10 protein-coding genes and 1 pseudogene are annotated in these 12,398 nt (G+C 71.5%); 10 read left to right on the top strand and 1 reads right to left on the bottom strand.

Annotated features, from left to right (window positions below; translation table 11 throughout):
• Nucleotides 1-254 precede the first annotated feature (254 nt).
• The 7 genes and pseudogenes from ssd to OG406_RS19160 all read left to right on the top strand — a co-directional run.
• Nucleotides 255-1,349 (top strand): septum site-determining protein Ssd, encoded by a 1,095-nt coding sequence (gene ssd / locus OG406_RS19190; protein WP_266615355.1) that lies wholly within the window; start codon nucleotides 255-257, stop codon nucleotides 1,347-1,349.
• 323 nt (nucleotides 1,350-1,672) lie between these two features.
• Entirely contained in the window at nucleotides 1,673-2,965 is a 1,293-nt protein-coding gene (locus OG406_RS19185) for a TadA family conjugal transfer-associated ATPase (protein ID WP_329190878.1), read from the top strand.
• Nucleotides 2,952-3,824 (top strand): type II secretion system F family protein, encoded by an 873-nt coding sequence (locus OG406_RS19180; RefSeq protein WP_329186849.1) that lies wholly within the window; start codon nucleotides 2,952-2,954, stop codon nucleotides 3,822-3,824. The genes OG406_RS19185 and OG406_RS19180 overlap by 14 nt, the downstream gene beginning before the upstream one ends.
• Nucleotides 3,821-4,612, top strand: coding sequence for a type II secretion system F family protein (locus OG406_RS19175; protein WP_329186846.1), 792 nt, complete (start codon nucleotides 3,821-3,823; stop codon nucleotides 4,610-4,612). Before OG406_RS19180 ends, OG406_RS19175 begins: the two co-directional genes overlap by 4 nt.
• Nucleotides 4,613-4,752: 140 nt before the next feature.
• Nucleotides 4,753-4,923, top strand: a complete 171-nt coding sequence (locus tag OG406_RS19170; RefSeq protein WP_239155417.1) for a DUF4244 domain-containing protein — start codon at nucleotides 4,753-4,755, stop codon at nucleotides 4,921-4,923.
• Nucleotides 4,910-5,314 carry a TadE family type IV pilus minor pilin gene (locus OG406_RS19165; protein ID WP_329186844.1) on the top strand — a complete coding sequence of 135 codons (405 nt, stop codon included), beginning with the start codon at nucleotides 4,910-4,912 and terminating at the stop codon, nucleotides 5,312-5,314. The genes OG406_RS19170 and OG406_RS19165 overlap by 14 nt, the downstream gene beginning before the upstream one ends.
• A pseudogene (locus OG406_RS19160) lies at nucleotides 5,311-5,721 on the top strand (Rv3654c family TadE-like protein); the annotation flags it as partial. The gene OG406_RS19165 and the pseudogene OG406_RS19160, both read left to right, overlap by 4 nt.
• A gap of 212 nt (nucleotides 5,722-5,933) precedes the next feature.
• On the opposite strand, the gene OG406_RS19155 reads toward OG406_RS19160, so the two are convergent.
• Nucleotides 5,934-8,387 (bottom strand): DEAD/DEAH box helicase, encoded by a 2,454-nt coding sequence (locus OG406_RS19155; protein WP_329186842.1) that lies wholly within the window; start codon nucleotides 8,385-8,387, stop codon nucleotides 5,934-5,936.
• An 80-nt stretch (nucleotides 8,388-8,467) separates the two neighbouring features.
• Here OG406_RS19155 and bldG point away from each other — a divergent pair, with 80 nt between their 5' ends.
• The 3 genes from bldG to OG406_RS19140 all read left to right on the top strand — a co-directional run bounded on the left by bldG (nucleotide 8,468) and on the right by OG406_RS19140 (nucleotide 12,190).
• Nucleotides 8,468-8,821, top strand: a complete 354-nt coding sequence (bldG, locus tag OG406_RS19150) for an anti-sigma factor antagonist BldG (RefSeq protein WP_028799135.1) — start codon at nucleotides 8,468-8,470, stop codon at nucleotides 8,819-8,821.
• A 98-nt stretch (nucleotides 8,822-8,919) separates the two neighbouring features.
• Nucleotides 8,920-9,357 carry an ATP-binding protein gene (locus OG406_RS19145; RefSeq protein ID WP_081218540.1) on the top strand — a complete coding sequence of 146 codons (438 nt, stop codon included), beginning with the start codon at nucleotides 8,920-8,922 and terminating at the stop codon, nucleotides 9,355-9,357.
• A 424-nt stretch (nucleotides 9,358-9,781) separates the two neighbouring features.
• Nucleotides 9,782-12,190, top strand: coding sequence for a sodium-translocating pyrophosphatase (locus OG406_RS19140; RefSeq protein ID WP_266847621.1), 2,409 nt, complete (start codon nucleotides 9,782-9,784; stop codon nucleotides 12,188-12,190).
• The last annotated feature ends 208 nt before the right edge of the window (nucleotides 12,191-12,398 follow it).

The raw sequence follows: 12,398 nt of genomic DNA, 5'->3' as shown, positions 1-12,398 counted from the left end.
GTGAGGGGGATATTCACAGGCCCTGAGTTGTCCACAGATTTCGACCAAGATCCACACGATTTCCCGGATCGCTGCACCGTGATTCCCACGCGCTCCGCTCGCCGCCCGTTCACGACGGGTTCCGTTTGTCGGACGCGTTTGGCCGGTTCGTATGGGCCGTTCATATGGAGGCCGCTCGCCGGTTCTTCATACGGACGGGAATCGCGGGGTCCTGGAGGGCCCCGCGCAAGAAGCAGCGAAGGGGGCTGGAGATCGTGGCGGGAGCCATCACACATGACACGCCGCCCACCGCCGAGGGGCGGCAGGGCGGACCGTTGATCGTCACCGAGGACGCCGAACTGCTCGACGACCTGTTGCGCCTATGTGCGGCGGCGGGTGCGCGGCCCGAGGTCCATCACGGGATTCCGGAACGCAGGGACAGCTGGGAGGCGGCCCCCCTCGTCCTGGTCGGGGACGACGCCGCTCTCCGGGTGCGCGGGGCCTCCCGGAGGAGGGGGGTGGTGCTGGTCGGCCGGGACCAAGACGATTCCGGAGTCTGGCGACGAGCCGTCGAGATCGGGGCCGATCACGTCCTGATGCTGCCGGACGGCGAGCAATGGCTGGTCGACCGCATCGCCGACGTGGCGGAAGGGATCGGCAGGCCCGCCCTCACCGTCGGCGTCCTCGGCGGGCGAGGTGGTGCCGGTGCGTCCACGCTGGCCTGCGCGCTCGCCCTCACCTCGGCGCGCGAGGGAAGGCGCACCCTGCTCGTGGACGCGGATCCCCTGGGCGGCGGACTCGACGTACTCCTGGGCGGCGAGGCGGCCGAGGGGCTGCGCTGGCCGGCGTTCGCCGCCTCCCGCGGCAGGGTCGGCGGGGGTGCCCTGGAGGAGTCGCTGCCCGAGCTGCACGCACTCCGTGTCCTCAGCTGGGACAGGGGTGACGCGGTGACCATTCCGCCGCGTGCGGTACGAGCGGTCCTGGCAGCAGCCCGACGGCGTGGTGGCGCCGTGGTCGTCGACCTGCCCCGCCGCATCGACGACGGCGTCGCCGAGGTCCTCTCCCAACTCGATGTGGGGATTCTGGTGGTCCCGGGTGATCTGCGCGCCATCGCGGCGGCCGGGCGGGTGGCGTCCGCGGCCGGCATGGTCCTGCGCGACCTGCGGGTCGCGGTACGGGGCCCGTTCGCTCCCGGACTGGACGGCCGTGAGGTCGCTCGCCTGCTCGATCTGCCCCTGGTGGGCGAAGTGCCCGAAGAACCCTCTCCGTTGGACGGCGGGCCACCGCCCGGGAGCGTGGCGCGAGGGCCACTGGCCCGGTTCTGCACGGCCTTCTGGGAGCGGATCCCGGTCGAAGGAGGGGGCGTATGAGCTGGGACGCGACCACAGGAATGGACTGCGGAGCGGGTCTCGAAGAGCGAACGGGGAGGCTCCCGCAGGATCCGTGCCAGGTCTTGCCCCACGGGCGGACGGACACGAGGGACGGGCCCGAACGCGCCTCGCCCAGGCGGACATCGGACGCGTGGGACGAAGAGGCGCGGGAGCCGTACGGGGGCCGCACGACCGGACCGACGGATGCGAGGGACGTGTCCGGAGACTTCCTGACCAGCCGGGCGGAGACGTGGTCGGGGGCCGGAGGGGCGACGCTCGGCGCACCGCGGGAGGCATGGTCCGGGGCCGACGAGCCCGCGGAGTTGCTGGACGGGGTGCGGCAGTGGCTCGCCGAGAGCGGTGCCGAACCGACCCCGGCGAGGGTGGCACAGGCCCTGCGTGCGCAAGGCCGCGTGCTCGGGGACGCCGAAGTCCTCGGTGCCGCCGAGCGATTGAGGTCGGAGCTGGTCGGCAGCGGCCCCCTCGAACCGCTGCTCGCCGACCCCTCGGTGACCGACGTCCTGGTGTCGGCACCCGACCGGGTATGGGTGGATCGGGGCGGTGGCCTGGAGCTGACGTCCGTTTCCTTCCCGGACGCGGCAGCCGTGCGACGTCTCGCGCAACGCCTCGCGGCGGTGGCGGGCCGAAGGCTGGACGACGCCCGGCCGTGGGTGGACGCCCGGCTGCCCGACGGGACGCGGTTGCACGCGGTGCTGCCACCGGTCGCCGTCGGCTCCACCTGCCTCTCGCTGCGCGTCGTGCGGCCCCGTGCGTTCACGCTCGACGAACTGATCGAGGCGGGGACGGTTCCGCCCGGCGGGGACCGGGTGCTCCGAGCGCTGCTGGACGCCAGGTTGTCCTTCCTCATCAGCGGGGGCACGGGGTCGGGCAAGACCACCTTGCTCAGCGCGCTGCTGGGTCTCGTGGGCCCCGGGGAGCGGATCGTGCTCGCCGAGGACTCGGCGGAACTGCGGCCCGACCATCCGCATGTGGTGCGCCTGGAGGGGCGGCCGGCCAATCAGGAGGGCGTCGGGCTCGTCGCGCTCCAGGACCTGGTCCGGCAGGCCCTGCGTATGCGGCCCGACCGGCTGGTCGTGGGCGAGGTGCGTGGTCCGGAGGTCGTCTCGCTGCTGGCGGCGCTGAACACGGGTCACGAGGGCGGCTGCGGCACCGTCCACGCGAACGCGGCGGCTCAGGTCCCCGCTCGCCTGGAGGCGCTGGGTACCGCGGCAGGACTCGATCGGGCGGCCCTGCACAGCCAGTTGGCAGCCGCCCTGTCCGTAGTGCTGCACCTCGTCCGGGACCGGGCGGGCCGGCGCCGGATCGCCGAGGTGCACGTCCTCGAACGCGACCCGTCGGGGCTGGTGGTCACCGTGCCGGCCCTCCGGTGGGGCGAGGACGCCTTCGTGTACGAGCGCGGCTGGGAGCGGTTGCGGGGGCTGCTCCGGGGCGGCGGGCAAGGCCGTCCCGGTTCGATGCGCATCGATGCGCGGGGAGTTCACGGGGCCGAGGGAGCTGCCCGGCCCGGAAGGCCCCCTGTGGCAGCGGGACGAGAAGCGGGCGCGACCGCGCCCGGAGACCTGGCGGCGAACGGGGAGTGGGATGGCGATCGGTGAGACGGCGGACGTGCAGGTGAGCGCCGCCATGGCGTGTGCCGGGATCGCGGCCTGGCTGATGAGCGGGCGCCGCGCCGGCGCGCGCAGGGCACGGCTGCTGCTCGCGGGCGGCGGCGCCGAGGCCGGTCCGCCCCGACAGGAGTGGGTCGGTGCCACGTGGAGGCGACTGCGGGAACGGATGCGGCCCGAAGCCTGGTCACTGGTGGCCGGGTTGGTGATCGCGGTGATCGGCTCGTCGGTGGTGCCGCTTCTCCTGGGGGCGGCCGGAGTCCCGCTGCTGGGACGGGTGAGGCGGGCGTCGGAGGCGCGGCGGGCGCGGGAACAGCGCGGCGACGCGGTGATCGCCCTGTGCGGTGCTCTCGCCGGTGAGGTACGGGCCGGACGGCAGCCGGGCGAGGCGTTGCGCGGAGCGGCGCGCGACTCGGACGGACTAGGTGACGGCCAGCCGGTGGTGCTGGCGGCGGCCCGGTTCGGCGGGGATGTTCCGGGTGCGCTCACCGAGGCGGCACGTCAGCCCGGAGCCGACGGTCTGGTGGGGCTCGCCGCGTGCTGGCGCGTCGCTGTGGACCGGGGTGCGGGACTCGCCGCGGGCCTGGACCGGCTGGAGGGCGCTCTGCGTGCGGAGCGCGATCAAAGAGCGGACATGCGCGCCCAGTTGGCGGGATCGCGTTCGACAGCCTCGATGCTCGCCGGCCTGCCGGTCCTCGGCCTGTTGCTCGGCACGGCGCTCGGTGCCGATCCGCTGCACGTGCTGCTGCACACAGGTCCCGGGCTGGGATGCCTGCTGGTCGGCGGAGTACTGGAGGGCGTGGGCCTGTGGTGGGCGTTGCGGATCGTGCGAGGGGCGGAGGCGGCATGAGTGCGGAGGTTGTCCACAGGCTGGGGGCGCTGGTGTGCGGGGTGATCCTGCTCGGATCGTCCGCCCGGTGGATCGGCGCGGCGCGGCGCGAGAGAAGGATGCGTGGACGCCTGGCCGTGCTGCTTGCCCTGGAGCCGCCTCCACCACGACGGCGCCTCGACCTCGGCGGATCCGGCCGCGGATGGCTGCCCGTGCCTGCGGCGGTGTGTGTCGGCTGGGTGCTGATCGGCGGTCTCTTCGGGGCTCTGGCGGGCCTGGCGGCCGGCGTCGGGATCCGGTGGTGGCGGGAGCGGAAGCTGCGGAGCGATGCCGCGGATCCCGTCGAGTACGACGAAGCTCTGGCGGCCCGGCAACTCCCGCTCGCCGCCGACCTGGTGGCCGCGTGCATCGCGGCCGGGGCGAGCCCCGTGACGGCGGCCCAGGCGGTAGGGGAGGCCTTGGGCGGACCGGTGGGCGAGCGACTCGCACGGGGCGCGGCCGAGGTACGGCTCGGAGGCGAATCGGCCGAGGCGTGGCGGAGGTTGGCGTCGATACCGGGCGCCCAAGGGCTGGCGCGGCTGCTGGAACGCGCGGGTGACTCGGGTGTGCCCGCGGCCGTACCGGTCGGGAGGCTCGCGGCGGAGGCGCGTGCCGAGTGGGGACGCACGGCGACCGCGCGGGCACGCCGGGCGGCCGTCATGGTCAGCGCGCCGGTGGGGCTGTGCTTTCTCCCCGCGTTCCTCGCGATCGGTGTGCTGCCCGTGGTGATCGGGCTGGCCGGCGGACTGCTGAAAGGGGGTGCCGGCTGACGGACGGCGCTGGTGGCTGACGAAGACAGGTGGGCCGCATCACGTGGACCACATGACAGGCAGGGTTCGACCTTACGGGGGTTGGAATGCGCAGGACAGTACGGGTTCTGAGGCGAGGACGTGCGCGGACGCGGGCGTGGATGGTCGCACGGCTGGTGCGGAGGGACGCCGGGATGGTGACGTCCGAGTACGCGGTCGGAGTCATCGCGGCGGTGGCCTTCGCGGCCGTGCTCTACAAGGTGGTGACGAGCGGGCAGGTCAGTGAGGAACTGCAGGGCATCGTGGGGCGGGCACTCAATGGCCAGACGTGAACGGGGTCGGCAGGCCGCCCAGTCGAAGGCGGGCGGAGCCGGTGGGGACGGCGGGTTCGTGACCGCCGAGGCGGCCGTGGTCCTGCCCTCCCTGGTACTGGTCGGGATCACGCTGGTCTGGGCCCTGCTCGCCGCGTCCGCGCAGATCCAGTGCGTGGACGCGGCGAGGGCGGGTGCCCGGGCGGCGGCACGCCAGGACGCACCGGACGCGGTCGTGGCGACGGCTCGCCGAGCGGCTCCCGCCGGCGCGAAGATCACGGTGAGCCGCGAGACGGACCTGGTGAGGGTGACGGTCGACGCGCGGACGCCCGGGCCCGCAGCGCTGTCGCTCGGGGTCGGTGACGAGGCGGTGGCGCTGGCGGAGGAGACGGTGGGGGTGAGCGGGCGATGAGCAGGCGGAGCGCTTGGTGGGACGAGGGCCGGGTGCGGAATGTGATCGGAGATGGCGAGGGCAGAGGCGGCCGGGGTCGGGGAGGGGCGCGGAGAAGGATGGACTCCGACCAGGGGTCGGCCACCGTGTGGGCGGTCGGTGCGATGGCCGCGCTCTGCGCCGTGTTCTTCGTGGTGCTGGCGATGGGACACGCTGCCGTGACGCGGCACCGGGCGGCAGGGGCAGCCGATCTGGCCGCCCTCGCCGCGGCCGATCACTGGAGCGACGGCGGCACGGTGGCCTGCGCCCGCGCGGACCGCGTGGCTCGGGCGCAGAAAGCGCGGCTCGTCCGGTGTGCCGTCGAGGGGGAGGTCTCGGATGTGACGGCGGCGTCGGAGGACGGACTGTTCACGTCCGAAGCCAGGGCACGGGCGGGACCGCCGGGGACGGAAGCGACTGGTCAACCGGGGACGGAAGCGACTGGTCGGCCGGGTGCTGAGGCATCGGTGGCGGCCGCGGCGCCGGAGAGAGCGGGAGGGGGGTGGGCTTCCCGCATCGCTGAGGTCGGGGACAGGTTCGCCGCTCGCGGCGAGACGTCCCAGGACTTGAGAGCGGCGCGCCGCCCCGTGCGGCGGCGGTGTCACTCGTCCGGCGCAGCCCGCAGGAGTTCTGTGAGGAGGCGTACGGCGCCTCGCTTGTGGAGGGGGTCGTTGCCGTTGCCGCACTTGGGGGACTGGATGCAGGAGGGGCAGCCGGCGTCGCACTCGCAGGAGGCGATGGCCTGGCGGGTGGCGGTGAGCCAGGAGCGGGCCGTGTGGAAGGCGCGCTCGGCGAATCCGGCGCCGCCCGGGTGGCCGTCGTAGACGAAGACGGTGGGCAGCAGTGTGTCCGGGTGGAGGGGGACCGAGACGCCGCCGATGTCCCAGCGGTCGCAGGTGGCGAAGAGCGGCAGCATGCCGATCGACGCGTGTTCGGCGGCGTGCAGGGCGCCGCCGAGGATCTCCGGGTTGATCCGGGCCGCGTCCAGTTGGTCCTCGGTGACCGTCCACCAGACGGCGCGTGTACGGAGTGTGCGGGGAGGGAGGTCGAGCTTCGTCTCGCCCAGTACCTCGCCGGTGATGAGACGTCGGCGGAGGAAGGAGACGACCTGGTTGGTGACTTCGACGGTGCCGTAGCACAACCGTCCCTCGCCCCAGGGGACTTCGACGTCGGTTTCGAGGACGGCGATGGAGGTGGTGTCGCGGGCGACCGTCGAATAGGGCGGGCTGGCCTCCTCGACCAGGGCGACGGAGTCCTCCAGGTCCAGTTTGCGCACCAGGTACGTGCGGCCCTGGTGCAGGTGGACCGCGCCCTCGTGGACCGCCGTGTGCGAGGCGCCCGCGTCGACCGTGCCGAGCAGTCGCCCGGTGCCGGCCTCGACGACCTGGACCGGTGTGCCGCCCTCGCCGCGGATGTCGGTCAGGTCGGCGGCCCGTTCGCGGCGCGTCCAGTGCCAGGCCGTCGCCCGGCGGCGCAACAGTTTCGCGGCCTCCAGCTGCGGCAGCAGATCGGCGGTGGCCGGCCCGAAGAGTTCGAGGTCGGCGTCGGTGAGGGGGATCTCTGCCGCCGCGGCGCACAGGTGTGGGGCGAGGACGTACGGGTTGTCGGGGTCGAGGACGGTGGATTCGACCGGCTGGTCGAACAGGGCCTCGGGGTGGTGGACGAGGAAGGTGTCCAGCGGGTCGTCGCGGGCGACGAGGATGGCCAGCGCTCCCTGTCCGGAACGGCCGGCGCGGCCCGCCTGCTGCCAGAGCGAGGCGCGGGTGCCGGGGTAGCCGGCGATGACGACGGCGTCGAGGCCGGAGATGTCGACGCCGAGTTCGAGGGCGGTGGTGGCGGCGAGGCCGAGGAGTTCGCCGGAGTGCAGGGCGCGTTCCAGGGCGCGGCGTTCCTCGGGGAGATAACCGCCCCGGTAGGCCGCGACGCGCCGGGCGAGGGAGCGGTCGACCTCGGCGAGGCGTTCCTGGGCGATGACCGCGACGAGTTCGGCGCCACGCCGGGACCGCACGAAGGCGATCGAGCGCATGCCCTGGACGGTGAGGTCGGTGAGGAGGTCGGCCGTTTCGGCGGTTGCCGTACGCCGGACGGGTGCACCTTTCTCGCCGTGCAGTTCGGTGAGCGGGGGCTCCCAGAGGGCGAACACCAGTTCCCCGCGAGGGGAGGCGTCATCGGCCACCTCGACGACCGGGAGGCCGGTCAGGCGGCGGGCCGCGACGGACGGCTCCGCGGCGGTCGCGGAGGCCAGCAGGAAGACGGGAGAGGCACCGTAGCGGGCGCACAGGCGGCGCAGTCGGCGCAGCACCTGGGCGACGTGGGAGCCGAAGACGCCGCGGTAGGTGTGGCACTCGTCGATGACGACGTAGCGCAGGGAGCGCAGGAAGGAGGCCCAGCGGGGATGGGAGGGCAATATCCCGCGGTGCAGCATGTCGGGGTTGGTCAGGACGTAGTTGGCGTACTGGCGGACCCACTCGCGTTCTTCGAACGGCGTGTCGCCGTCGTACACGGCCGGGCGGATCGCATGGCCCAGCGGTTGTGAAAGTTCCTTCACGGAACGGCGCTGATCGGCTGCGAGGGCCTTCGTGGGGGCGAGGTACAGAGCCGTGGCTCCCCGGCCGTTCGGCGCCTCGGAGCCGTCCAGGAGGGCTGTGAGGACCGGGACGAGGTACGCCAGGGACTTGCCGGAGGCGGTGCCCGTCGCGACGATCACCGATTCGCCGTCCAGGGCGTGCTCGGCGACGCGTGCCTGGTGGGCCCACGGGTGTTCGATGCCCGCCGCCTGCACCGCGGCGATGACCTCCGAACGGATCCGGTCCGGCCAGACGGCATGGCGACCCGCTCGCGGGGGCAAGTGCTCCGTATGAGTGATGCGCGAAGCCCGGCTCGGCCCCGAGGCGAGCCGGTCCAGGACCGTGCTCGGCGAGGGGCGGGAAGCTGTGTCCGTCGAGGATCGATCGGATCGGTGATTCTTGGCCATCGGCATCGAGTGTGTCACTGGCATGACGGACAATGGACCCAAGGCGTCGTGCACGCCTGCCGGTAAGTGATTGAATGCCATCGCGGCTGGCGAACCGTCCCGGGGGCTCTGCCGAGGTGTCCCATGGGGCGACCGCTCGATAGCAAGGTGCTGGAGGATCCGTGGACCTGTCCCTGTCGACTCGCAATGTGTCCGGCCCCAATGGCGACCGTACGGTCGTCGAGGTCGGCGGCGAAATCGATGTATATACCGCGCCCAAGTTGCGCGAGCAGCTGGTCGAGCTGGTGAACGACGGCAGCTTCCACCTCGTCGTCGACATGGAGGGCGTGGACTTCCTCGACTCCACTGGTCTCGGCGTGCTGGTCGGCGGCCTGAAGCGCGTCCGAGCCCACGAGGGCTCGCTGCGTCTGGTCTGCAACCAGGAGCGCATTCTGAAGATCTTCCGTATTACCGGTCTCACCAAGGTGTTCCCGATTCACACCTCGGTGGAGGAGGCGGTCAACGCGACCGACTGACCACCGGTCTCCCGGGTTCCGGCCCGGGCTCGAGAAGTGGGAGGCCGGGCCCGCGGCCCGGCCTCCTGACAGCACGCCCGTAGTTCAGAGGGGGATGCATGGCCACCGTTGAACTCCGCTTCAGCGCGCTGCCCGAGCACGTCAGGACCGCCCGACTGGTGGCGGCAGCGGTGGCGCGCAGGGCCGGAGTGGACGAGGCCGTACTCGACGAGGTCAGACTCGCTGTCGGCGAGGCCTGCTCTCGTGCCGTCGGGCTGCACCAGAGCGGCGGTATCTCGGCGCCGGTGCATGTGTCGCTGATCGAGGAGGAGAAGCAGTTCTCCATCGAGGTCGGTGACGAGGCGCCCGGTTCGGTGCCCGGTGGAGCGGCGTCCGGCGCCGCTTCCGGCGGTCCGGACGTGGAGACCGAAGAGGACGAGATGGGCCTCGCGGTCATCAGCGGTCTCGTGGACGACGTGGAAGTCATCGCCGGAGAGCACGGCGGACTGATCAGGATGAGCTGGCCCACCACGCCGCCGGCCGTGGCTCTTACCTGACAACCGCCTCTCTTTTTTTCTTGCCCCGAAGGGCCCTACTCGGTGGGGCCCTTCGGCATGTCCGGGGTCGCGAACGGCGCGCACGACGCGCGCACGACCCCCCTGCTCCGCACCGCCCGCGGTTTCTCCCAGGGCCCTTCCGTCACGTCCGAGACGTGGGAAACAGCAGTACGCGGCACCTGGGCGCCCATATGGGTGATCGATTACGGCGTTTCGTGAATTCATTCACGATCGGGCGCGTGATATCCGGATCGCGAGTCAATGGCTCAGGGGCATTACTGCATTCGGGTCCTGTGGCGCCCGACGATCATTTGCTGAAGAGTACGTGAAGATTATTTCCGCTTACCGCGCACTGTTTTGATCAGGTTCCGGTACCTACAATCCGTCCACATCTTGAGCTCAGCCCAAGCGTCAAGGAGGACGAATGGCGGGGCTTTCTACCCCTCAGCAGTTTGACCACCCCACAACCCTCGCAGCCGCGGTACTGACGGACGGAAACCGCCTCATCGTGGTGGTCATCGCCGTCGTCGCGCTGGCGGCGCTCGCGGTCGCCGGGATCCTGGTGCGCCAGGTTCTCGCGGCCGGCGAGGGAACCGACAGCATGAAGGAGATCGCGAAGGCGATCCAGGAGGGCGCCAATGCCTACCTGGGACGCCAGATGCGCACGCTCGGCGTATTCGCCGCCGTGGTGTTCTTCCTGCTCATGCTGCTTCCCGCGGACGACTGGAATCAGCGCGCCGGGCGATCGATCTTCTTCCTGATCGGCGCGGCGTTCTCGGCGACCACCGGCTATATCGGCATGTGGCTCGCCGTTCGGAGCAATGTCCGCGTGGCCGCCGCCGCGCGGGAAGCGACCCCGGCAGAGGGTGAGCCCGAAAAGGATCTCACCGCGGTCTCGCACAAAGCCATGAAGATCGCTTTCCGTACCGGTGGCGTCGTCGGCATGTTCACGGTGGGGCTCGGTCTGCTGGGCGCCTCCTGTGTGGTGCTCGTGTACGCGGCCGACGCGCCGAAGGTCCTGGAGGGCTTCGGTCTCGGCGCGGCACTGATCGCCATGTTCATGCGTGTCGGCGGCGGCATCTTCACCAAGGCCGCCGACGTCGGCGCCGACCTGGTCGGCAAGGTCGAGAAGGGCATTCCGGAGGACGACCCCCGTAACGCCGCGACCATCGCCGACAACGTGGGCGACAACGTCGGCGACTGCGCGGGTATGGCCGCCGACCTGTTCGAGTCCTACGCCGTCACGCTCGTCGCCGCGCTGATCCTCGGCAAGGTGGCGTTCGGCGACGCCGGGCTCGCGTTCCCGCTGATCGTGCCCGCGATCGGTGTCCTCACCGCGATGGTCGGCATCTTCGCGGTGGCGCCCCGCCGCTCGGACCGCAGCGGCATGTCCGCGATCAACCGCGGGTTCTTCATCTCCGCGGTGATCTCCCTGGTGCTGGTCGCCCTGGCCGTCTACATCTACCTGCCCGGCTCCTACGGCGACCTGGACGGTGTCACGGACGCGGCGATCAAGGCCAAGGGCGGCGACCCGCGTGTCCTCGCGGTCGTCGCCGTCGCGATCGGCATCGTGCTGGCCGCTCTCATCCAGCAGTTGACCGGCTACTTCACCGAGACCAGCCGCCGTCCCGTCCGGGACATCGGCAAGAGTTCCCTGACCGGCGCGGCCACCGTCGTCCTCGCCGGCATCTCCATCGGTCTCGAATCGGCCGTCTACACCGCCCTGTTGATCGGCCTCGGCGTGTACGGGGCGTTCCTGCTCGGCGGTACGTCGATCATGCTGGCGCTGTTCGCGGTCGCGCTCGCCGGAACCGGCCTGCTGACCACCGTCGGCGTCATCGTCGCGATGGACACCTTCGGGCCGGTTTCCGACAACGCGCAGGGCATCGCCGAGATGTCCGGCGACGTCGAGGGCGCGGGCGCTCAGGTGCTCACCGACCTGGACGCCGTCGGCAACACCACCAAGGCCATCACCAAGGGCATCGCCATCGCCACCGCGGTCCTCGCCGCCTCGGCCCTCTTCGGCTCGTACCGTGACGCGATCACCACGGCGGCGAGCGACGTGGGCGAGAAGGTCTCCGGACCGGGCGCGCCGATGAACCTGATGATGGACATCTCGCAGCCCAACAACCTGGTGGGTCTCATCGCGGGCGCCGCGGTCGTCTTCCTCTTCTCGGGGCTGGCGATCAACGCGGTGTCGCGGTCCGCGGGTGCCGTGGTCTACGAGGTGCGGCGGCAGTTCCGCGAGCATCCCGGGATCATGGACTACAGCGAGAAGCCCGAGTACGGGCGCGTCGTCGACATCTGCACCAAGGACGCGCTGCGCGAGCTGGCCACCCCGGGTCTGCTCGCGGTGCTCACGCCGATCGCCATCGGGTTCACGCTCGGCGTCGGGGCGCTCGGCTCGTTCCTGGCGGGCGCGATCGGCACCGGCACGCTCATGGCCGTCTTCCTCGCCAACTCCGGCGGCGCCTGGGACAACGCCAAGAAACTCGTCGAGGACGGGCACCACGGCGGCAAGGGCAGTGAGGCCCACGCCGCCACCGTGATCGGCGACACGGTCGGCGACCCCTTCAAGGACACGGCGGGCCCGGCGATCAACCCGCTGCTGAAGGTCATGAACCTGGTGTCGCTGCTGATCGCTCCGGCCATCGTCAAGTTCTCGTACGGCGACGACAAGAGCGTCGGCGTACGGGTGTTCATCGCGATCCTCGCCTTCCTCGTGATCGCGGGCTCCGTCTACATGTCCAAGCGGCGGGGGATCGCCATGGGCGATGAGGAGGACGACAACGACGGAGCCGCCAAGTCGGCGGATCCGGCGGCGGTTTCGTAGCACACGGACGCGTCCCTGACGCGGCACTGAGCCGAGTGCCTGGTCGGGGCGGGTTCAACGGGCGGGCGTACGGCGTGTGTTGACACGTCGTGCGCCCGCCCTGTGTGTGTTCACTTCGAGGCCGTGAGCCTTCTCTCGCTTGGTGCAAATGGCTTCAATAAGTTGCTTAGCGGACATTCGGCATACTGGTGTAGCCCACTTGACGTGT

Origin of the sequence: Streptomyces sp. NBC_01428, assembly GCF_036231965.1 — a bacterium.
Taxonomy (GTDB): domain Bacteria; phylum Actinomycetota; class Actinomycetes; order Streptomycetales; family Streptomycetaceae; genus Streptomyces.
This window is presented reverse-complemented; position numbering and strand designations above follow the sequence as displayed.